Origin of the sequence: Streptomyces polygonati (assembly GCF_042650325.1) — a bacterium.
In the GTDB taxonomy this organism is placed as follows: Bacteria; Actinomycetota; Actinomycetes; order Streptomycetales; family Streptomycetaceae; genus Actinacidiphila; species Actinacidiphila polygonati.
Map to the genome: position 1 here is coordinate 16,382 of NZ_JBHSBB010000003.1, position 21,130 is coordinate 37,511.

The 21,130-nt window shown below is 73.6% G+C and carries 16 protein-coding genes; 1 reads left to right on the forward strand and 15 read right to left on the reverse strand.

Features of this window, described 5'->3' with window-relative positions; genetic code table 11:
• Positions 1–23 precede the first annotated feature (23 nt).
• The 12 genes from ACFO3J_RS02055 to ACFO3J_RS02110 all read right to left on the reverse strand — a co-directional run bounded on the left by ACFO3J_RS02055 (position 24) and on the right by ACFO3J_RS02110 (position 17,805).
• On the reverse strand, positions 24–1,421 hold the full coding sequence (locus ACFO3J_RS02055) for a pyridoxal phosphate-dependent decarboxylase family protein (protein WP_386425408.1): 1,398 nt from the start codon (positions 1,419–1,421) through the stop codon (positions 24–26).
• Between the two features lie 183 nt (positions 1,422–1,604).
• Positions 1,605–2,507, reverse strand: coding sequence for a TIGR01777 family oxidoreductase (locus tag ACFO3J_RS02060; RefSeq protein WP_386425411.1), 903 nt, complete (start codon positions 2,505–2,507; stop codon positions 1,605–1,607).
• Between the two features lie 124 nt (positions 2,508–2,631).
• Positions 2,632–3,144, reverse strand: a complete 513-nt coding sequence (locus tag ACFO3J_RS02065; RefSeq protein WP_386426011.1) for a DUF4240 domain-containing protein — start codon at positions 3,142–3,144, stop codon at positions 2,632–2,634.
• Between the two features lie 125 nt (positions 3,145–3,269).
• A complete protein-coding gene (locus tag ACFO3J_RS02070; protein ID WP_386425414.1) occupies positions 3,270–4,265 on the reverse strand; it encodes a GNAT family N-acetyltransferase in 996 nt (331 codons plus the stop codon).
• A gap of 307 nt (positions 4,266–4,572) precedes the next feature.
• Positions 4,573–7,251: a pyruvate dehydrogenase (acetyl-transferring), homodimeric type gene (gene aceE / locus ACFO3J_RS02075; RefSeq protein WP_386425417.1), complete on the reverse strand. Its 2,679-nt coding sequence runs from the start codon at positions 7,249–7,251 to the stop codon at positions 4,573–4,575.
• Positions 7,252–7,472: 221 nt separating this feature from the next.
• The gene (locus tag ACFO3J_RS02080) at positions 7,473–8,126 is read right to left on the reverse strand and encodes a GntR family transcriptional regulator (protein WP_386425418.1); all 654 of its coding nucleotides are present in this window, start codon (positions 8,124–8,126) and stop codon (positions 7,473–7,475) included.
• Between the two features lie 194 nt (positions 8,127–8,320).
• A complete protein-coding gene (gene sucB, locus ACFO3J_RS02085) occupies positions 8,321–10,168 on the reverse strand; it encodes a 2-oxoglutarate dehydrogenase, E2 component, dihydrolipoamide succinyltransferase (protein ID WP_386425420.1) in 1,848 nt (615 codons plus the stop codon).
• Positions 10,169–10,220: 52 nt separating this feature from the next.
• Positions 10,221–11,609, reverse strand: a complete 1,389-nt coding sequence (lpdA, locus tag ACFO3J_RS02090) for a dihydrolipoyl dehydrogenase (RefSeq protein WP_386425423.1) — start codon at positions 11,607–11,609, stop codon at positions 10,221–10,223.
• 214 nt (positions 11,610–11,823) lie between these two features.
• Positions 11,824–13,332: a leucyl aminopeptidase gene (locus ACFO3J_RS02095; RefSeq protein WP_386425425.1), complete on the reverse strand. Its 1,509-nt coding sequence runs from the start codon at positions 13,330–13,332 to the stop codon at positions 11,824–11,826.
• Positions 13,333–13,518: 186 nt separating this feature from the next.
• Positions 13,519–14,316, reverse strand: a complete 798-nt coding sequence (locus ACFO3J_RS02100) for an adenosylcobinamide-GDP ribazoletransferase (protein ID WP_386426013.1) — start codon at positions 14,314–14,316, stop codon at positions 13,519–13,521.
• Positions 14,317–15,380: 1,064 nt separating this feature from the next.
• A complete protein-coding gene (gene cobT / locus ACFO3J_RS02105; protein WP_386425428.1) occupies positions 15,381–16,502 on the reverse strand; it encodes a nicotinate-nucleotide--dimethylbenzimidazole phosphoribosyltransferase in 1,122 nt (373 codons plus the stop codon).
• Positions 16,503–16,614: 112 nt separating this feature from the next.
• Complete coding sequence (locus ACFO3J_RS02110) at positions 16,615–17,805, reverse strand: bifunctional adenosylcobinamide kinase/adenosylcobinamide-phosphate guanylyltransferase (protein ID WP_386425431.1); 1,191 nt, start codon at positions 17,803–17,805, stop codon at positions 16,615–16,617.
• A 166-nt stretch (positions 17,806–17,971) separates the two neighbouring features.
• On the opposite strand from ACFO3J_RS02110, the gene ACFO3J_RS02115 reads away from it, so the two are divergent.
• Complete coding sequence (locus ACFO3J_RS02115) at positions 17,972–18,226, forward strand: hypothetical protein (RefSeq protein ID WP_386425434.1); 255 nt, start codon at positions 17,972–17,974, stop codon at positions 18,224–18,226.
• A gap of 69 nt (positions 18,227–18,295) precedes the next feature.
• Here ACFO3J_RS02115 and ACFO3J_RS02120 read toward each other — a convergent pair whose 3' ends face one another.
• From ACFO3J_RS02120 to ACFO3J_RS02130, 3 genes are all read right to left on the reverse strand, one after another.
• A complete protein-coding gene (locus tag ACFO3J_RS02120; protein WP_386425436.1) occupies positions 18,296–19,393 on the reverse strand; it encodes a S1C family serine protease in 1,098 nt (365 codons plus the stop codon).
• Positions 19,394–19,523: 130 nt separating this feature from the next.
• Positions 19,524–20,288: a class I SAM-dependent methyltransferase gene (locus ACFO3J_RS02125; RefSeq protein WP_386426014.1), complete on the reverse strand. Its 765-nt coding sequence runs from the start codon at positions 20,286–20,288 to the stop codon at positions 19,524–19,526.
• 80 nt (positions 20,289–20,368) lie between these two features.
• Complete coding sequence (locus tag ACFO3J_RS02130; protein WP_386425438.1) at positions 20,369–20,962, reverse strand: DUF3043 domain-containing protein; 594 nt, start codon at positions 20,960–20,962, stop codon at positions 20,369–20,371.
• Positions 20,963–21,130: the final 168 nt, after the last annotated feature.

Genomic DNA, 21,130 nt, shown 5'->3' on the forward strand with positions numbered 1-21,130 from the left:
CGGGTCACGGGAGCGCGGCGCCCTCAGGAGCCCGCCGCCGCCACGAGCGCGTCGAGGACGCGCCTCGTGTCGGCCTCCGTGGTGCGCCAGTTGGAGAAGGCGGCGCGCAGGGCCGGGGCGCCCGCGTAGACGGTGGGGGTGAGGAAGGCCTCGCCGGAGGCGGTCACCGCGCTGCTGAGGGCGGCGAGCCGGGCAGGGGTGGGGCGGTCGGCGAGGGTGAAGCAGACGACGTTCAGGCGGGCGGGGGCGAGGACGCGGAAGGCGGGGTGGGCGTCGAGGGCGGCGGCCAGGGAGGCGGCCGAGGCCGTGTTGCGGACGACGATCTCGCGATGGCCTGCCGCGCCGTACGCCGCGAGGGTGAGCCAGGCGGGCAGGGCGCGCAGGCGGCGGGAGTTCTCCGGGGTGAGGTGGAGGAAGTCGGGGTCGGCGGGGTCGGGAGCGCCGAGATACGGGGAGGCGTTGTGGAAGACGGCGGTCTGGAGTTCGAGGTGGCGGGTGAACTGGACCGCCGAGTCATAGGGGACGTTGAGCCATTTGTGCAGGTCGACGCAGACTGAGTCGGCCAGGTCGAGCCCGGCCGTGAGGTGGGCGTGCGCCGGCGAGAGGGCGGCGAAGCCGCCGAAGGCGGCGTCCACGTGCAGCCAGAAGTCGAAGCGGTCCCGGAGCGCGGCTATGGCCCGCAGATCGTCGAAGTCGACGGTGTTGACGGTGCCGGCGTTCGCCACCACGATCGCCGGCCGGCCGTCCAGCGCCGCCAGCGCGGCGGCCAGCGCGTCCACGTCGACCGCCTCCCGCCCGGGCAGCGTCGGTACGGTACGCAGCCGCTCGCGCCCGATCCCCAGCACCGACAGCGCCTTGCCGACGCTGGAGTGCGGGCTGCCGGACAGCACCTCGACCGGGCCGAGCGCGGCGGCGCCCGCCTCGGACACGCGCACGCCGAGCCGCCTGCCCACCCACTCCCGGGCGATGGCCAGCCCGACGGTGTTCGACATCGACGCCCCGCTGACGAAGGCGCCGTGGTGGGCCGCGCCGAGGCCGAACAACTCCCGCAGCCAGCCCAGTGTTTCCTTCTCCAGCTCGGCGGCGCAGGAGTCGCCGCCGGACGCGGCGTTCTGGTCGAAGGCGGCGGTGAGCCAGTCTCCGGCCAGGCCCGCGGGGGTGGCGCCGCCGGTGACGAAGCCGAGATAGCGCGGCCCGGCGCTCGCCGACAGCCCTTCTTCCCACCGGGCGCCGAACTCGGCCAGCGCGCCTTCGAGGCCTTGCCCCTGGGCGGGCAGCCCCACCGCCTTGCTGACGGCCCGCCACTCCACGTGCGCGACGGGCCGTTCGGCGAGCCCGGTCAGGAAGCGGGTGGCGTACTCCCGGGTCATACCGAGCAGTTCGGGCAGCCGGGCCAGGTCGTCGGCGAGCAGAGCATCCATGAAGGCACCCTAGGCACCGCCCGCACCCGATGTCCCGGTCCACTTGCCCCCGAGTGGCCCCCGAGTGGCCCCCTGAGCCCCCCAGCCGCCCTCCCGGCCCGGCTCCGGCCCCGGGCCGCCCCCACCAGCGCACGGACCGCGCAGGCCCCCGTACGCGGCCCCGGCGGCCGGGGCGCACAGGCTCTACGCCTCCAGTGCCGCGCCGATGGCCTGGTCGATCTCCGGGAACGCGAAGGCGAAGCCGGAGTCCAACAGCCGCCTGGGGCGGACGCGTTGGCTGCTCAGTACGTCGCCGGCGAACTCGCCGAGGGCGACGCGCAGTACCGGCGCCGGGACGGCGGCGAGGGTGGGGCGGTGCAGGGCGCGGCCCATCGCCGCGGTGACCTGGCTGTTGGTGAGGGGCTCCGGGGCGGTGAGGTTGACCGGGCCCGACAGGCGGTCGTCGTCGATGATGTGCCGCAGGGCGGCGATCTCGTCGTGCAGGGCGATAAAGCTCCAGTACTGCCGCCCGCTGCCCATCCGGCCGCCCAGTCCGGCCCGGAAGACCGGGAAGAGCCGTCCCCAGGCGCCGCCCCGGCCGGACACCACCAGGCCGGTGCGGGCGTGCGCGGTGCGGATGCCCGCCGCGCGGGCCGGAGCGGCGGCGGCCTCCCACTGCTGGACCAGGTCGGCCAGGAAGCCGTCGCCGGCCGGGCTGTCCTCGTCCACCCAGGAGTCGCCGGTGTCGCCGTAGAAGCCGATGGCGCTGCCGCACAGCAGCAGCCGCGGCGGGGTGTCGAGGGAGGCCGCCGCGCGGGCGATGGTGTCGGTGCCGCGTACCCGGCTGTCCCGCAGCACCTTCTTGCGGGCCTCGGTCCAGCGCCGGTCGCCGATGCCGGCGCCCGCCAGGTGGACGATGGCCTCGCAGCCGGTCAGCCCGGCGGTGTCCACGGTGCCGCCGTCCGGGTCCCAGCGCACTTCGTCGTCCCCGCCGGGCACCCGCCGCACCAGCCGGACGACGTCGTGGCCGTCCGCGCCGAGGGAGCGGACGAGCGTGGAGCCGATCAGTCCTGAGGCGCCGGTGACTGCGATACGCATGGGGGCCATTGTGCAGGGCCCGGCGCCGACGGCGCGTCAGGCACGGCGGGCACCGCGGGAGCCGGCGGCCCGGACCCCGGCGGACCCGCGCCGGTGCCAGGGCCGGTGCCGGGGCCCGCCCCGGGCGGCCCGCTCAGGCGAAACGCGCCCACAGCCGCGGAAAGCGCTCCGCCAGCAACCGCTCGTCGTCCATGTCGATCGGATCGCCCTCGGGCGCGTCCGGCTCCGGCAGACCGAGGTCGGGCAGCCGGACGGCGGTCAGTTGCTCGTACGCCTCGTCCGCCGCGTAGCCGATCTCCTCGGCGTCGCCGTCCGTCTCCGGGTCGAAGTCCTCGGCCAGCACGGCCAGGTCGTCCGGGGAGTTCAGGGCGCCCTCGAAGACATGGCGGCCCTGGGCGATCAGCCAGCAACGGAAATAGTCGAAGGACTCGTCGTCCGCGCCGCCCAGCATGATGTCGGCGGCGGCCCACAGGTCCCAGCGGAAGGCCCGGCTGAAGCGGGTCTCGAAATGCCGGGCGAAGTCGATGACCGCGTCCGGATCGAGCTGGGCCAGCCGGTCGACGAGCAGATCCGCATGCTCCTCCGGATCGCCGTCCGCGTCCTCGCGGGTACTGTCGACGATCTCCCAGAACTCCGTCTCGTCCATCACGCGTCCAGCTTCCCGGTTGCCGCTCCGGCACGCACGCGGAGCGCCCCGGTTACACCCGTGTCGTTACGATCTTCCCAGGACCGCCAGGTCGTCCCGGAGTCCCCGGCATGTGCCGGAACACGTCAGCGTACCCGTAGCTTGAGCTGGTAGATCACCGTACGCCGCCGGGGCCGGAAGCCCAGCGCCGTGTTGACGGCCAGCATGTGCCGGTTGTCGTCGGCGTTGTCCGTCATGACCTCGGTGATCTCCGGGTAACGGGATCGCGTCAGCCGCAGCATCTCGGCCTTCATCCACAGGCCGAGTCCGTGGCCGCGGTGGCCGGGCAGCGCCGCGGTGTCGTACTGCTGGGCGATCCCGGAGCCGTCGGCGGGCAGCACCAGCTCGGTGTAGCCGGCCACCGAACCGTCCGCCTCGGCGAGCGCGGCCACCGTCAGCAGCCGCTCACCGCGCCGGGCGACGACCCGCGCGGACTCGCGGACCCGCTCCTCGTCCCACTCGGCCGGTCCGAAGTCGACCGCGCCCACCGGCATGTCGGCCATGCCCTGCTTGGCGCGGGCCAGACCGGCCGCCAGCGGGTCCGGGACCACCCCTTCCCAGGAGGTCAACCGATAGCCGGGATGGGGGAGTTGGGGCAGCTTGGCGATCTGCTCCGGCAGCTCGTCCAGTACCAGGCGCAGCCAGCTCATCCGCAGCACGGGATGGAAGTCGCGGGTGGCCAGAAAGCTCTCGCCGGAGCTGCGGGCCACCACCTCGGTGGCCAGGCTGCGGCAGCCCGCGTCGGTGGCCGCCTCGGTGACGGTCGCCAGCAGCCGGGAGCCCGCGCCCATCCGCCGGTGCGCCGGATGGACCGTCAGCTCCACCTCGGCGAGCTGCTGGCGGGCCGGCTCGGTGAACAGCCGCAGCCGCGCGGTCGCCACCGGGTCCGCGCCGGAACCGCGGACCAGCCACAGCACCTGCCGGTAGGCGCTGCCGCTCGTGGTCAGCGCGGCCCGCAGGGCGTCCTCGGAGGGTATGGGGTCGCCCGGCCGGTCGTGCGCGAGCGCGGCGGCCTGGACCCGGTGCCAGGCACGGAAGTCTTCGGCGGTGGGAGCCGTCAGCGGGCTTGGGTTGGCAGCCATCGGGGGGACCGTAACCGCTGGTGCCGGAGGCCCGCAATCCCTTTCGGGCCGGTAGATTCGCCGTGACCGGCCCGATCACCTCCTGCCCGGCTGCCACAGGTGTCACAGAAGCGGTCGATAACGGTGTCCTGCATGTTTCGCGGCCCGTAGCGCCGCGGCGCGGGGCCCCGGGGATCATCCCGCGTTCACCGCGCGTTCGTCCCGCGCGGTGCGCAGGACGGCGTACGACGGGGGGTCGGTCCGCCGTACGCCGCCCTGCGTGTGCTGTCTGCGCCATCCGCCGCGGCGACGGACGGCGCAGCGGGGATCACAGTCCGTAGCGCACGGCCGCTTCCTTGACGGTCTGGGCGCGGACCTCGCCGCGCCGGGCCAGCGCCGCGAGGGTCTGGACCACCAGCGACTGCGGGTCCACCCCGAAGTGGCGGCGGGCGGCGTCCCGGGTGTCGGACAGGCCGAACCCGTCGGTGCCGACCGAGGTCCAGTCCTGCTGGACCCAGGGGGCTATCTGGTCCGGCACGGCCCGCATCCAGTCGCTGAAGGCGATGACCGGCCCGGGAGCGCCCTCCAGCGCGCGGGTCACGTACGGCACCCGCTCGTCGCCGCGCAGCCCGGCCGCGTCGCACTCCAGCGCCTCGCGCCGCAGCTCGGTCCAGGACGGCGCGGACCATACGTCGGCCGCCACCCCCCAGTCCTCGGCGAGCAGCCGCTGGGTCTCCAGCGCCCAGTGGATGGCGGTGCCGGAGGCCAGCAGCTGGGCCCGGGGCGCGCCGGCCGGCACGGTGACCGAGCCCTCGGCGGTGCGGTAGCGGTACAGGCCCTTGAGGATGCCCTCCTCGACGCCCTCGGGCATGGCCGGCTGGATCTTCGGCTCGTTGTAGACCGTCAGGTAGTAGAAGACGTCCTCGGCCTCGGGGCCGTACATCCGCCGCAGGCCCTCGCGGACGATCACCGCGACCTCGTACGCGAACGCCGGGTCGTAGGAGATCGCCGCCGGGTTGGTGGAGGCGATCAGGTGCGAGTGGCCGTCCGCGTGCTGGAGGCCCTCACCGGTCATCGTGGTCCTGCCCGCGGTGGCGCCGATCACGAAGCCGCGGCCCAGCTGGTCGGCGAGCGCCCAGAACTGGTCGGCGGTCCGCTGGAAGCCGAACATCGAGTAGAAGATGTAGAACGGGATCATCGGCTCGCCGTGCGTGGCGTACGACGTGGCCGCGGCGGTGAAGTCGGCGAGCGAACCGGCCTCGGTGATCCCCTCGTTGAGGATCTGGCCGTCCTTCGCCTCCTTGTAGTAGAGGAGTTGGTCGCGGTCCACCGGGTCGTAGGTCTGGCCCTTGGGCGAGTAAAGGCCCGCCGACGGGAAGAGCGACTCCATGCCGAAGGTCCGGGCCTCGTCGGGCACGATCGGCACCCAGCGGCGTCCGGTCTCCTTCTCCCGCATCAGGTCCTTGACCAGCCGGACGAACGCCATCGTGGTGGCGATCTCCTGGCCGCCGGAGCCCTTCTCCAGCGACGCGAAGGGCTTGTCGGGCGGCATCGGCAGCGGTTTGGTGACGACCTTGCGGGCCGGGGCCGGACCGCCGAGGGCCGCGCGCCGCTCCCGCAGATAGCGCATCTCGGGGGAGTCCTCACCGGGGTGCCAGTACGGGACCACGTCAGCGTCCAGCGCGCTGTCCGGGATCGGCAGCTCCAGCAGGTCGCGCATGGTGCGGAACTGCGCGCCGGTGAGCTTCTTCATCTGGTGGTTGGCGTTGCGGGACTCGAAGCCGGCGCCGAGCGTGTAGCCCTTCACCGTCTGCGCGAGGATCACCGTCGGGGCGCCCTTGTGCTCGACGGCCGCGCGGTAGGCCGCGTACACCTTGCGCGGCTCGTGCCCGGCGCGGGAGACCTGGAAGAGCTCCAGCAGCTTGGCGTCGGACAGCCGGGCACCGATCGCGCGCAGCGAGGCGTCCGCGCCGAAGAAGTGCTCGCGCACATAGGCGGCGTCCCGGGTGGCGTACGTCTGGAACTGCGCGTCGGGGGTCTCCCGCAGCCGCCTGAGCAGCGCGCCGTCGAAGTCCTGGGCGATCACCTCGTCCCAGGCCACGCCCCACAGCGCCTTCACGACGTGCCAGCCGGCCGCGCGGAACTGCGCCTCCAGCTCCTGCACGATCTTGAAGTTGGGGCGGACCGGGCCGTCGAGACGCTGCAGATTGCAGTTGATCACGAAGGTCAGATTGTCCAGGCCCTCACGCCCGGCCAGCGCCAGGGAGGCGGTCGACTCGGGCTCGTCCATCTCGCCGTCGCCGAGGAAGGCCCAGACCCGCGAGCCCGAGGTGTCCTTGATGCCGCGGTGCTCCAGATAGCGGTTGAAGCGCGCCTGGTAGATCGCGGACAGCGGGCCGAGGCCCATGGAGACGGTCGGGAACTCCCACAGCCACGGCAGCCGCCGCGGGTGCGGGTAGGAGGGCAGGCCGTCACCGCCGGCCTCCTGGCGGAAGCGGTCGAGCTGGCCCTCGGAGAGCCGTCCGTCGAGGAAGGCGCGGGCATAGATGCCGGGGGAGGCGTGGCCCTGGAGGTAGAGCTGGTCCCCGGAGCCGTCCTCCTTGCCGCGGAAGAAGTGCTGGAAGCCCGTTTCGTACAGCCAGGCGGCCGAGGCGAAGGTGGCGATGTGGCCGCCCAGGCCCTGCCGGCTGCCGCGGGTCACCATCGCGGCGGCGTTCCACCGGTTCCAGGCGGTGATCCTGGCCTCCAGCGCCTCGTCGCCCGGGTAGGCGGGCTCGGCGGAGGTCGGGATGGTGTTGATGTACTCCGTCTCCAGAAGCGGCGGCAGCGCCACCTCGGGCGCGGCGGACTCCAGGGTGCGACGCATCAGGTACGCGGCCCGGTGCGGACCTGCGGACGCGGTGACAGCCGCGAGCGAGGCGCGCCACTCGGCGGTCTCTTCCGGGTCGCGGTCCGGGATCTGGTCGAGCTGACTCAGCCGTGGTCGGCGTACGTCGTCGTCGGGCATGGGGTGCCGCCTTCCGAACGGAGGGAGGGATGGAGAGTGCGAGTTCACTTGGTCGGCATGACAGGGCTCGCTCCTCCGCCGTCCACGGTACGTCGCCGATCGATGATCGATCAATGGGCAACGGACATGATTTCGAAAGTCGGCACCCGGTGACAGCCTTGAGGGCACAGAGTGTCAGCGGTGCGCGACCTTGGAAAGATCGGCCTCAGCCGGTTCGCGCCTCACACTTGGGGGGCGCAGCTCAGCACATGGGCCTTGATCAGTCCGCAGATGCCCGGGTCGCGCCGGACGAAAGCGTCCACTATGTCCTGATGCTCGGCCGCGTACGCCCGCGGTGCCGGGCTGAGCCAGCGGATCGACAGCGTCGTCCACACCTCGATGCCCAGCGACTCCCAGCTGTGCAGCAGCACCGCGTTGCCGGCCGCCCGGACCAGCTCGTGGTGGAAGGCCACCGTGTGCCGCACCTGCGCCTCGTCGTCGAAGGCCGCGTCCGCCGCCCGCAGCGCGGCGACCTCCCGCACCAGCGCGGAGGGGTCGTCGGCCAGCGCCCCGGCGGCCAGCTCGGCCGCCACCTGCTCCAGGCCGGCCCGCACCGGATAGCTCTCCTTGAGGTCGGCCGCGGTGAGATTGCGGACCCGCACGCCCTTGTTCGGCGCCGACTCGATCAGCCGCAGCGTCTCCAGCTCGCGCAGCGCCTCCCGTACCGGCGTCTGGCTGACCTCCAGCTCCACCGCGATTCGGCGCTCGACGATCCGCTCGCCCGGCTGCCAGCGCCCGCTGACGATGCCTTCGAGGATGTGCTCGCGGATCTGCTCGCGCAGGCTGTGCACGACCAGGTGCCGGGCCTCGGCTTGCTGAGCTGCGGCAGCGGCCATGGGGTGCACTCCTTCCGATCTGCGTGAGGTAGACGATACGACGGGGAAGCAACCGTGCCTCCACCCGGACCGGGACGGATATCGGCCGGTCCGGGACGGGGGCTCCGCAAGGACGACGGCGCCCCCGCCCCGGACTGACCGGGACGGGGGCGCCGCGGATGCCGTACGGACGCCGTGCGGCGCCCCCCGGCGGACTACAGGCCCAGCTCGACCTCGAACTCGCCCGCCTCCAGGATCTCCTTGACCGCCGTCAGGTAACGGGCCGCGTCGGCACCGTCCACCAGCTGGTGGTCGTAGGAGAGCGCCAGATACGTCATGTCCCGGATGCCGATGACCGTGCCCTCGGGGGTCTCGACGACCACCGGGCGCTTGACGGTCGCGCCGATGCCCAGGATGGCGGCCTGGTTCGGCGGCACGATGACCGTGTCGAACAGCGCGCCGCGCGAACCGGTGTTGCTGATGGTGAAGGTGGCGCCCGCCAGGTCGTCCGGGGTGATCTTGCTGGCCCGGACGTTGCCCGCCAGCTCGGCGGTCTTCTTGGCGATACCGGCGATGTTCAGGTCGCCGGCGCCCTTGATGACCGGGGTCATCAGACCGCGCTCGGAGTCCACCGCGATCCCGATGTTCTCGGAGTCGAAGTAGGTGATGGTGCCCTCGTCCACGTTGATCCGCGCGTTGATCGCCGGGTGCGCCTTGAGCGCCTGGGCGGCGGCCTTCACGAAGAAGGGCATCGGGGACAGCTTCACGCCCTCGCGGCTGAAGAAGGCGTCCTTGGCCTGGTTGCGCAGCCGCATGATCCGGGTGATGTCCACCTCGACCACGGTGGTCAGCTGCGCCTGGCTGTGCAGGGCCTTCATCATGTTCTCGCCGATGACCTTGCGCATCCGGGTCATCTTGACCGTCTGGCCGCGCAGCGGGGAGACCGCCGGGGCGGCCTTCCGCTCGGTGGCGGCGGCCGGAGCGGCGGGGGCGGCCGCCGCGGCCTTCGCCGCCTCGGCGGCGGCGAGCACGTCCTGCTTGCGGATCCGGCCGCCGACACCGGTGCCGCGCACCGAGCCGAGGGACACGCCGTTCTCGGCGGCGAGCTTGCGGACCAGCGGGGTGACGTAGGCGCCCTCGTCACTGGGGGCGGTGGCGGACGGGGCCGGGGCGGCCGGAGCCTGCGCGGCGGGCGTGGGCGTGGGTGCCGGGGCGGGTGCCTGCGCGGCCGGCGCGGGCGCCGGGGCGGCCTTCGGCTGCGGGGCCGGTGCCTGCGGCGCGGGTGCCGCCGGAGCCGGAGCAGCGGGTGCCGGTGCCGGTGCGGCGGGCGCTTGGGCGGCCGGAGCAGGGGCGGGCGCGGCGGGCGCGGGTGCCTGGGCCGGAGCGGCACCGGCGGCGCCGATGACCGCCAGGCGGGCGCCGACCTCGGCCGACTCGTCCTCCTGGACCAGGATCTCCAGCAGGGTGCCCGCCACCGGGGACGGGATCTCGGTGTCGACCTTGTCGGTGGACACCTCCAGCAGCGGCTCGTCGGCCTCGACGCTCTCGCCGACCTGCTTCAGCCAGCGGGTGACGGTGCCCTCGGTGACGCTCTCACCGAGCGCGGGCAGCGTGACGTCGGTGCCGGCGGCGCTGCTGCCGCCCTTGGCGGCCTCGGCGGTCGGCGCGGGCGCCGGTGCCTGGACCTCGGTGGACGGGGTGGCCTCGGGAGCCGGGGCCGGGGCCTCGGCGGCGGGCTCGGGCTGAGCGGGCTCGGGTGCGGGCTGCGCGGGCGCGGGCTGCTGCTCGGCGGCCGGGGCGGGAGCGGCGGCGGGGGCGCCGCCGCTGCCGTCATCGATGATGGCCAGCTCGGCGCCGACCTCCACCGTCTCGTCCTCGGCGACCTTGATGGACGCGAGCACACCGGACGCCGGCGAGGGGATCTCGGTGTCCACCTTGTCGGTGGACACCTCGAGCAGCGGCTCGTCGGCCTCGACGTGCTCACCCTCGGCCTTCAGCCAGCGGGTGACAGTGCCCTCGGTCACGCTCTCACCGAGCGCCGGCAGGGTTACGGAAACCGCCATGGTTGCGGTTGCTCCTCACGGATCTGTGCGGATGGGGTGGCGTGGATGAGGGTCAGTCGTGTGCGTGCAGCGGCTTGCCCGCGAGGGCCAGGTGGGCCTCGCCGAGCGCCTCGCTCTGCGTCGGGTGCGCGTGGATGAGCTGCGCGACCTCGGCGGGCAGCGCCTCCCAGTTGTAGATCAGCTGAGCTTCGCCGACCTGCTCGCCCATCCGGTCGCCGACCATGTGGATGCCGACGACCGCTCCGTCGCGGACCTGGACGAGCTTGACCTCGCCGGAGGTCTTGAGGATCTTGCTCTTGCCGTTGCCGGCCAGGTTGTACTTGAGGGTGACGACCTTGTCGGCGCCGTACAGCTCCTTGGCCTTCGCCTCGGAGATGCCCATCGAGGCGACCTCCGGGTGGCAGTACGTCACGCGCGGCACACCGTCGTAGTCGATCGGCACCGGCTTGAGGCCGGCCAGCCGCTCGGCGACCAGGATGCCCTCGGCGAAGCCGACGTGCGCCAGCTGCAGGGTCGGCACCAGGTCGCCGACGGCCGAGAGGGTCGGCACGTTCGTCCGCATGTACTCGTCGACCAGGACATAGCCGCGGTCCATCGCGACGCCCTGCTCCTCGTACCCCAGGTTCTGCGAGACCGGGCCGCGGCCGATCGCGACCAGCAGCACCTCGGCCTCGAAGGTCTTGCCGTCGGCGAGGGTGACCCGCACGCCGTCCGCGGTGTACTCGGCGCTCTGGAAGAAGGTGCCGAGGTTGAACTTGATGCCGCGCTTGCGGAAGGCCCGCTCCAGCAGCTTGGAGCTGTTCTCGTCCTCGACCGGCACCAGGTGCGGCAGGCCCTCGACGATGGTCACGTCGGTGCCGAAGGACTTCCACGCCGAGGCGAACTCGACGCCGATCACACCGCCGCCCAGGATGATCGCCGACTGCGGCACCCGGTTCAGCACCAGGGCGTGGTCGGAGGAGATGATCCGGTCGCCGTCGATGTTCAGCCCCGGCAGCGAGCGCGGTACGGAACCGGTCGCGAGCAGCACATGGCGCCCCTCGACCCGCTGGCCGTTCACGTCGACCGAGGTGGGCGAGGACAGCCGGCCCTCGCCCTCGATGTACGTCACCTTGCGCGAGGCCACCAGGCCCTGCAGGCCCTTGTAGAGGCCCGCCACCACGTCGTCCTTGTACTTGTGGACGGCCGCGATGTCGATGCCCTCGAAGGTGGTCTTCACACCGAACTGCTCGCTCTCGCGAGCCTGGTCCGCGATCTCACCGGCGTGCAGCAGCGCCTTGGTGGGAATGCATCCCTGGTGCAGACAGGTGCCCCCGAGCTTGTTCTTCTCGATCAGGGCGACGTCAAGTCCCAGCTGCGCGGCACGCAGGGCGGCTGCGTAGCCTCCGCTGCCACCGCCGAGGATCACTAGGTCGAAAACAGTGCTGGCGTCGTTCGCCACGTCACGTCCTCCATGCATGGGTTCGCCGGAGCCGGTCCACCAAGACCGGGCGGCGGCTTAGGTTCGGCCGCTTTGTCTCAAAGGGGGCCCTGTCGTGCCGAGACAACATCTTCGCACTTCTCGGGGGCGTACGGGCCACCGGCCCATCCCGCGGGAACACGAGGTACGGCCCCGGGCACGTCGCCCGGGGCCGTACGTGACCGATGTCACCCGTTCAGAGCAGGTCCCCGTCAGCGGCCTGCCGGGCCAGGCTCACCAGCGTGCGCACCGCGCTGCCGGTGCCGCCCTTGGGGGTGTAGCCGAACGGCGCCCCCTCGTGGAAGGCCGGGCCCGCGATGTCCAGGTGCGCCCAGGTGATGCCCTCGCCGACGAACTCCTTCAGGAACAGCCCGGCGATCAGCCCGCCGCCCATCCGCACACCCATGTTGGCGATGTCGGCGGTGGGGGAGTCGAAGGTCTTGCGCAGCGCCTTCGGCAGCGGCATCGGCCAGGAGTCCTCGCCCTCGGCCAGCGCGGAGGTGTGGATCGCGGTACGGAAGCCCTCGTCGTTGGACATGATCCCGAACCGGCCCTCGCCCAGGGCCAGCACCATCGCGCCGGTCAGCGTCGCCACGTCCACGATCGCGTCCGGGTTCTCCTCCGAGGCGCGGGCCAGCGCGTCCGCCAGCACCAGCCGGCCCTCGGCGTCGGTGTTCAGCACCTCGACGGTCTTGCCGCTGTACATCCGCAGTACGTCGCCGGGGCGGGTCGCGTTGCCGCCCGGCATGTTCTCGGCCAGCGCGAGCCAGCCGGTGAGGTTCACTTCGAGGCCGAGCTTGGCGCTGGCCACGATCGCGGCGAACACCGCGGCGGCGCCGCTCATGTCGCACTTCATCGTCTCGTTGTGACCGGCCGGCTTGAGCGAGATGCCGCCCGAGTCGTAGGTGATGCCCTTGCCGACGAAGGCGAGCGTACGGGTGGCCTTGGCGTGCGTGTACGCCAGCCGGACCAGCCGGGGCGGGGTCGCCGAGCCCTGGCCGACGCCCAGGATGCCGCCGTAGCCGCCCTTGGCCAGCGCCTTCTCGTCCAGCACCTCGACGCTGAAGCCGAACTCCTTGCCGGCCGTCTGCACGGCGGCCGCGAAGGCCTTCGGGTCCAGGTCGTTGGAGGGGGTGTTGATCAGGTCGCGGGCGCGGTTGACCTCGACGCCCACGGCAGTGGCGCGCTCGGCGGCGGCCTTGTGCTCCTTGTCGCGTGGCCTGGCGCCGGTGATCGACACCTCGGCCAGCGGGGCCTTGCCGCCGTCCTTCGCCTGGTAGGTGGTGAAGGCGTACGCGCCCAGCAGGGCGCCGGTGCCGACCGCCTCCACGCCCACCGGGTCGGAGGCGGGCAGCGCGAACGCCGCCTTCTTCGATCCGGCCAGCGCGCGGGCCGCGACACCCGCGGCCTTGCGCAGCGCCTCGGCGTCGAAGCCCTCGCCGTCCCGCGGTTCCTCACCGAGACCGACCGCGACGACGACCGGTGCCTTCACGCCGGCCGGCGCGGGCAGTTTGGTCACCTCGCCCTCGGCGCCCGAGGCACCCAGGGTCTCCAGCGTGGCGGCGAGCTTGCCGTCGAACGCGGAGTCCACCGTCTCACCGCCCGGCGCGATGCGCGGGCCCTTGGGGCCCTTGGCCACGCCGATGACGACGGCGTCCGCCCGCAGGGCCGCGGCGGAGGAGGTGCTCAGTGTCAGTGCAGTCACGGTGGATGAGGTCCTATTCGGTCGAGGTCCTGTCGGCGGCCGGTGGGTGGCCCGGCCCGGCCTTTCGCATCGTATTCCGCCACTCCGCTGGAACGGAGGGGGGTACGTGGGGCCGTAAGGAGTTCCTGAGCTTACGCCCAGTCACTATGCCCTGGTGGGTGGACCGCTGGACCGGGGCCGCGGGGGTCAGCGCAGGGCCAGTACGAGGAGGGTGGCGGTGGCCGCGGTTTCGCACAGCGCGCCGAAGACGTCGCCGGTGACGCCCCCGAAGCGGTGACGGCAGCGGCGCAGCAGGGCCTCGGCGGCCAGCAGTCCCAGGCACCAGGCGATCACCGCCCGCAGCGCGGTCGGCCCGCCGAACGCGGCGCCGGCCAGGCCGGCGGCCACCGCGCCGGCCGCGGCCGCGGCCAGCGCGGTACGCGGCCGGACGGCGCCGGCCACCGCGGCGCCGAGCCCGCCGGGGCGCGCGGCCGGGACTCCCTGGCGGCAGGCGAGCGTCATCGCGGTCCGGCCCGCGGCGCCGGCCAGGACGGCGGCGGCGCCGCCGTAGACCCAGCCGTGGCCGTAGCAGGCGGTCAGCGCGGCGGTCTGCGCGAGCAGTACGAGGACGAGGGTGACCACGCCGAAGGGGCCGATGTCCGACTGCTTCATGATCCGCAGCGCGTCCTCGGCGGGTTTGCCGCTGCCCAGCGCGTCGGCGGTGTCCGCGAGGCCGTCCAGGTGCAGGCCCCGGGTCAGCACGGCCTCGACGGCGACGGTGGCGACGGCGGCGATCAGCGCGGTCGCCCCGAGGCCGGTCAGCAGGGCCCCGGCGGCGGCCGCCGCCCCGCCGACCACGACGCCCACCCCGGGCGCGACGGCCATCCCGCCGGCCGCGGCGGTGCGGTCCCACCGGGTCAGCGTCACCGGCAGCACGCTGAGCGTCCCGAACGCAAACCTCCACGCGTCTCCTGCGGAGCCTTTCCGCCCGGCGTCCTCGCTCACCCCGCCGAGGCTACCGCGCGGTTCCCCGCGCCCCTTTGGGGTGGGTGGTGGGTGGTGCGGTTTTGTTGCCGGGTGCGGGCTCGTTGTGGCTTGTCGCGCAGTTCCCCGCGCCCCTTTCGGGGTGGGTGGTGGGTGGTGCGGTTTTGTTGCCGGGTGCGGGTCCGCTGTGGCTTGTGGCGCAGTTCCCCGCGCCCCTGGCCGGGCGTCCTCCGCCCGGGAGGAGAACCGTGCCCCGACGGGACCTGTCCGGGCCCCGAAGGGGCGCGGGGAACTGCGCGACCAGCCACGACGCACCGGCACCCGGGAGCGCGGCGTCAGCCCCGCGGCGGGGGACCGGGGGCGGGGCGGGACCCGGAGGGACTCCGCCGCCGCAAGAGAGAGGATCGCCGCGACCCCCGCCAGATTCGGCACCCAGACCACCTCGACCACCATCGCCCCCGCGATCACCGCCGACATCCCGTACGCCCGGTAGCGACACGCCGTGTAGACGCCGAGCGCCACCACCGCCGCCGAAGGCCCCGTATCGCGGACGCGCAGATCGTCGGTGGGCAGGCCCAGAAAACCCCCGGGCCCGATCCAGAGGGAGTAGCGGGCGAAACACGTCCCCGCGAGGGTCGCGAGGAGGGCGACCGCGAGCGTGCGGGGAGTGCGCAGCATCGTCTCCGCGACGCCGAAGACGACGACGAGTTGGAGCACCAGCCCCCACACGGGCAGCGAGGCGTCGGGTACGAAGACGGACAGCGGCGTGCGCAGCAGTTCCTGCCACCACGGCAGGGTCGCGTAGACCCCGCCGAGCCGGTCCACCCACCCCCGGGTGCGCGGCTCGTGCTGGAGCAACTGGAGCGCCAGGACGCCCACACACCCCGCCAGCGTGAGCGGCACCGCCCGGAGCCCGCGCAGCCGGAGCCGGCGCCAGGCCGCCGGGAAGACCTTGCCCCACTCGGCGGCGGCGAAGCGCCACAGCCGGCCGCCGGGCCCGGCGGCCCCGCTGCCCGTTCCCATGACCGGAGAGTTTACGGGCTTTTGTCTGATTTTCAGTTAAGCGGGGCCGGGCCAGGACCGGGCTATGCCTCAGGAGTGTCGTCCGGGTGCTCCGGGTGCTCCGGGGCTCGCGGCTCCTCGGACCCGGCCGGCTCCACCGGCTCGGCCTCGTCCGGCAGTTCGGCGGACAGGTCGGCCGCGGCCTGGAGCAGCGGCAGCGCGAGCACCGCGCCCGTACCGCCGCCGGAGGCGATGCCCTGGTCCAGCAGCGGTTCCAGCGAGATCCGGTCCAGCGCCTTGTCCTGGCCCGCCTCGGAGCTGGCGTGCCCCGCGACCCACCAGTCGGGGGCCCGGAAGGCGATCCGCTGGGCGACCAGCGCGCAGGCCGCGCTCACCACACCGTCGAGTACGACGGGCAGCTTGCGTACGGCCGACTGCAACAGGAAGCCGGTGATCGCGGCGAAGTCGGCGCCGCCGACCGCGGCGAGCAGGGCGAGCTGGTCACCCAGCACCGGGCGGGCGCGGCGCAGGCCGTCGCGGATTGCGGCGCACTTGCGCATCCAGGCCAGGTCGTCGATGCCGGAGCCGCGGCCGGTGACCACGGAGGCGTCGGTGCCGCACAGCGCGGCGATCAGCACCGCCGCGGGGGTGGTGCCGCCCACGCTGATGTCCCCGAGCAGCACGAGGTCGGTGCCGGAATCGGCCTCCTCGTCGGCCAGCGCCATCCCGGTACGGAACGCCTGCTCGGCCTCCTCGACGGTCAGCGCGTCCTCGATGTCCAGCCGGCCGGAACCGCGCCGCACCCGGTGGGCGGTGACCTCGGCGGGAAGCTCCGCCGGATCGCAGTCCAGCGCCATGTCCACCACCCGCACCTGCGCGCCGTACCGCCGGGCCAGCACGCTCACCGGCGCGGTCCCGTCGATAACGGCCCGCGCCAGCACGCTCGCGGTGCCCGCGGGCCGCGCGGACACCCCGAGGACGGCCACGCCGTGGTCCGCGGCGAACACCAGCACCCGGGCCCGCTCGATCGGCCGCGCGGGCAACTGCCCCTGCACCGCCGCCAGCCAGTCCGCCAGCCCGGCGGCCTTCCCCAGCCCGCCGGCCGGCTTCACCAGCCGCCGCCACCGCTCGACGGATTCCCGCCGCACCCCGGCGTCCGGCCGCTCCACCAGGGCCCCGAAGTCGTCCATCTCGATCCCGCTCACGGCCCGAACAGTACCGGTCCCCTCGCCGGGGTGGCTCGATCGGGGGCGGGTGGCGGTTCTCGGCTGGCGGTTTTCGGCTGGCGGGGAAAAGGGCGGCCCGAGGCCCCACCCCCTACCGCAGCGTCACCGCGTTTCCCGCCACCACCAGGAGCACCCGCTCGGACTCCGCCGAGATCGCCGCGTTCAGGCGGCCCAGTTCGTCGCGGAAGAGACGCCCCGAGGGGGTGGCGGGGACGATGCCGGAGCCGACCTCGTTGGAGACGGCCACGACCGTGCGGCGGGTGGTGCGCCAGGCGGTGGTGAGGGCGGCGGTGCGGGCGTGGACGTCGGCCAGGGCGGCGGGGTCGGACCAGGCGGCGGCGTCGTCGACGGCGTGGGTGAGCCAGAGGCCTAGGCAGTCGATGAGCAGGGGCGGGCCGTCGGCGTCGGCGAGGAGGGGGAGGAGGTCGCAGGTCTCCTCGGTGCGCCAGCCGGGCGGGCGGCGCTCCCGGTGCTGGGACACCCGCAGGGCCCAGTCCGGGTCGTCCTCGCGGGTGCCGCCGGTGGCCACGTAGACCACGCCGGGGAAGGCCGCCAGCCGTCGCTCCGCCTCGGCGGACTTGCCGGAACGGGCGCCGCCCAGGACCAGCGTGCGCCGCGGCACATCCGGCACCTGCTGGTAGTCGCCGACGGCCAGCGTCGTGCCGTCGGGCACCGCGCGGGCGCCGAGCGCGGCGAGCCGGCGGGTCAACTCCGGCTCGGGCGCTGCGTGGTGGTCGAGATGGACGGCGACCACGTCGGTTGTTCGGGTCACCGCGCCGGCCGCCCGGAGCCGGGCCAGCGCGTCCGGCCGGCCGACCAGGTCCAGCAGCACCAGGTCGTAGGGCGGACCGTGGAACTCGGCGAGACCCGCGGGCGCGCAGCCCGGGGGCAGATAGAGCAGCCGCAGCCCGCTGGGCGACTCCACGGCGTAGCCCGTGCCCGGCGCGTCCATCGCGAGCGCCTCCACCCGGTGCCCGGTGATCAGCGGCAGCCGCTGACCGTCCGGCAGCCGGGCGGGGGCGGGAAGGCCGGGCGGGATCTCCAGCGGGGGGCCGTCGTGCGGGTGCGACAGCACGACCAGGCGCAGCCCGCCGAGCGGCTGCCCGGCGCGGGCCGCGGCCAGCGCCATCCCCGGGGTGAGATCGAGCAGCACCACACCGTCCACCACCACGGCGGTCGCCGCCCGCGTCCCGGCGCCGACGGCGAGCGCGCAGGCCGCGCAGGGACAGTCGGGCTCCGGTAGTCCCTCGGGGCCGCCGGTGCCGAGCAGAGTCAGTTCCACCGCACGATCGTCTCGCGTCCGACCGGCCGCGGCGCGCGGGACCCCGCCGAGCGGACAGCACCTCTTCCCCCGCGTCCGCTGCCGCTACGCTGCGACGGCAGAGCGCAGACCGCACCAGACCGAACAGACGACAGCAGCCCTGACCACCGGACCGAGGGAGAAGCACATGGCGTGGACGTGGCGGTTCGAGAAGGCCGACGGCACCGAGGTGCCGCCCGCGGTGCAGCCGGAGGAGTTCACCACTCAGGGGGACGCCGAGTCCTGGATCGGCGAGATCTGGAAGGAACTGGTCGAGGGCGGCGCCGACCAGGTCGTCCTCTTCGACGGCGAGACCCGCATCTACGGCCCGATGAGCCTGCACGCCGAAGCCCCTGAAGCGCCCGAAGCCTCCAAAGCCCCCGAAGCCACCGACGAATCCTGACCGCCCAGTCGGCCGACGGGCGAGCGGCGGGCCCACCCCCGGTGGGCGCGCCGCTCCCCGGCCGTGTGACTACAGCGTTCCCAGCGTGACTTCCGCCGCGTGGCCGGTGTTGCCGCGGCCGAACTCGATCCTGACCTTGTTCCCCGGCTTCAGCCGGGCCAGCGCGTCCGTCAGCGACTGGACCGTGCCGATCGTGGTGTTGCCCAGCTTGGTGATCACGTCCCCGGCCCGCAGACCCGCCTTGGCCGCGGCCCCGTTCTTCTCCACCGTGACGATCGCCGCCCCGGACGGCAGGAAGTTCTTGCCCACCACACCGCGGACGGTGACGTCCAGGGCGGCCCGTCCGGAGTTGGTGACCTTGCCGTTGGTGATGATCTGATTCGCGATCATCACGACCGTCGAGGACGGGATGGCGAAGCCGATTCCGGGCGCCGCGCCGCTGCCCAGCTGAGGATCGGTGGCCGCCAGCGTCGGGATGCCGATCACCTGGTTGTCGAGGTTCACCAGCGCGCCGCCGCTGTTGCCGGGGTTGATCGCCGCCGAGGTCTGGATCAGGTCGGGGATGGTGGCGCCGGTGCTGTTGGACCCGCCCTGGCTCTCACTGACGGTACGGCCCGTCGCCGAGACGATGCCCTCGGTCACGCTGCCGGACAGCCCCAGCGGATTGCCCATGGCCAGCACGATCTGGCCGACGGCCACCTTGCTGGAGTCGGCGAAGGCCGCGGTCTTCAGTCCGCTCGGGGTGGACGTCAGCCGGATCACGGCAAGGTCGCTCGCCGGGAACGCGGAGAGCAGCTTGGCGTCCAGCGCCTTGCCGCCGGTCGCCAGCGACACCTTGAAGTTCTTGGCCTTGCCGACCACATGCGCGTTGGTGACGATGTCGCCCTTGGTGTCGAAGACCACACCGGAGCCCAGGTCGGTGTTGGTGGTGATCTGCACGACCGAGGGCAGCACGTTCCTGACCGCGTCCTGGTAGGCGTTCTGCAGGCCGTTGCCGCCCGAGGAGGCGGCGACCGCGGCGTCGTGGGCCGCCGGGACGCCGGTTGAGGAGCCGGGGGCGCCGGCGTCGGACTGCGCGCTGCAACCGGTGGCCAGCAGCGCTGTCACGGACAGGACGGCGGCGACGGGCAGCAGGACGCGGGTACGGGACGGATGCGATCCACTCATGTCCGCATTGTTGCTTTTGCCCGGCGGTGCGGCTCGGCCGGACCGCCAATCGGGTGCCCGGCCGGAAACGGCGGTCCGCCGCGGACCACCACGCCGGAAGGCCACCGGACCCGCGCCGTCGCGGCCGGGCTCAGCCGCGTATGCCGCACAGATGGAGCAGCGCCGCCACCGAGCGATACGGATCGGTCCGCCCGGCCCGCTCCTCCGCCGCCAGCAGCAGCCCCAGCTCCCGGGTGTCCTGTGGCGCCCTGGCCACGTCGGAGGCGGTGTCGGTGAAGACCCGCACCCCGTACCAGGCGGCCAGCGGCACCCCGATCCCGGCGAGCGTCGCGGTCAGCGGCCCCCGCCGGTCGGCCCGCGTCGCAAGGCCCAGCCGGTTGGTGTAGCGGTCGGAGCCGAAGGCGTCGAGCGTGGCCGCCCAGTCGCCGAACAGACCGGGCCGCAGCGCCAGCGCGTCGCCGTTGCGCACCAGCAGGGACAGCAGTCCGCCGGGCGCCAGCACCCGGGCCAGCGCGGCCAGCATCGGCTCCGGGTCGGGTACGTACATCAGCACACCGTGGCAGAGCACCACGTCGAAGCAGGCCGGGTCGAAGTGCCGTCCCGTCTCCCGGCCGTCGCCCTGCACGACCACGAAGCGCTCGCGTACCTCGGCGGGCTCGGCCGCCACCGAGGCACGCAGCGCCGTCAGCATCACCGGATCGGCCTCAAGGCCGGTCACCAGATGGCCGGCCCTGGCCAGCCGCAGCGCCTGCGTGCCCTGTCCGGGGCCGATGTCCAGCACCCGCAGCCGCCGCCGGGCGTGCGCGCCGGCCGGCTGGGGGAAGTGCGCGGCCAGCTGTTCGTCCACCTGCCGGGCGACCAGCTCCTGCCGGACGGTGTTCCGCAGGCCGCCCAGCTTGGCCAGCCAGGCGTCCGCGCCGCCGGCGAAGCCGCCGCGGACCGCCGGGAGGCCGCCGCCCGCCGTATGACCGCCGTTCAGAGCTTGGCGCCGCGCTCGACCTGCGGCTTGGGCATCCGCAGCCGGCGCATCTGGAGCGTGCGCATCAGGCCGTACGCGACGGCGCCCTTGACGTTCTTGTCCGGGAAGCGCGTCCGCAGCAGTCCGCGCAGCCGCAGCCCGGTGATCACGGAGTCCACCAGGATGCCGACGATCACCACCAGCCACAGCAGCAGCGAGAGGTTCTGCAGCGAGCCGATCCGCACCACGCTGAGCACCAGGATCAGCAGTGCGATCGGCAGGAAGAACTCGGCGACCCGCATCCGCGCGTCCACGTAGTCCCGGGCGAATTTGCGCACCGGGCCGCGGTCGCGGACCGGCAGATAGCGCTCGTCGCCCCCGGCCAGCGCCGCGCGCTGCCTGGCCATCTCGGTGCGCCGCGTCTCGCGGGCCTGCTTGGCCGCGGCCTTGCGGTCGGTGGGCACGACCGCGGCTTTGCGCCGCAGGGTCTGGGCCTCGCTGCGCTTGGGCGTGGGGCGACCCTTGGGAGCCTGCGGGTCGCGGGACTGGTCCTCGAGCACGGCGGTGCCAGTGGTGGAGGACGGCTCATCTTCGGAACGGCGTCGGAACACGTGCTCCAGGTTACGTGCTCCGGGGCCCGCGCCCCAGCCCCCTCGTACTCCCCGCCTGTACTCCTTGGGCCTGAGGCGGCCGGGCGGTGATCGTCCTTGCGGATGAGCGCATCCGGCGCCGAACAGTGCGGTAATGGAACCATGGCCCGTACGCTGGGGTCTGTACAG

What these genes read in the sequence shown, in the direction of transcription:
- ACFO3J_RS02120 (WP_386425436.1), bottom strand. Translation starts at nt 19,393, where the DNA reads ATGAGTGGATCGCATCCGTCCCGTACCCGCGTCCTGCTGCCCGTCGCC.
- ACFO3J_RS02055 (WP_386425408.1), bottom strand. Translation starts at nt 1,421, where the DNA reads ATGGATGCTCTGCTCGCCGACGACCTGGCCCGGCTGCCCGAACTGCTC.
- ACFO3J_RS02080 (WP_386425418.1), bottom strand. Translation starts at nt 8,126, where the DNA reads ATGGCCGCTGCCGCAGCTCAGCAAGCCGAGGCCCGGCACCTGGTCGTG.
- ACFO3J_RS02060 (WP_386425411.1), bottom strand. Translation starts at nt 2,507, where the DNA reads ATGGCCCCCATGCGTATCGCAGTCACCGGCGCCTCAGGACTGATCGGC.
- sucB (WP_386425420.1), bottom strand. Translation starts at nt 10,168, where the DNA reads ATGGCGGTTTCCGTAACCCTGCCGGCGCTCGGTGAGAGCGTGACCGAG.
- ACFO3J_RS02070 (WP_386425414.1), bottom strand. Translation starts at nt 4,265, where the DNA reads ATGGCTGCCAACCCAAGCCCGCTGACGGCTCCCACCGCCGAAGACTTC.
- ACFO3J_RS02115 (WP_386425434.1), top strand. Translation starts at nt 17,972, where the DNA reads ATGGCGTGGACGTGGCGGTTCGAGAAGGCCGACGGCACCGAGGTGCCG.
- aceE (WP_386425417.1), bottom strand. Translation starts at nt 7,251, where the DNA reads ATGCCCGACGACGACGTACGCCGACCACGGCTGAGTCAGCTCGACCAG.
- ACFO3J_RS02065 (WP_386426011.1), bottom strand. Translation starts at nt 3,144, where the DNA reads ATGGACGAGACGGAGTTCTGGGAGATCGTCGACAGTACCCGCGAGGAC.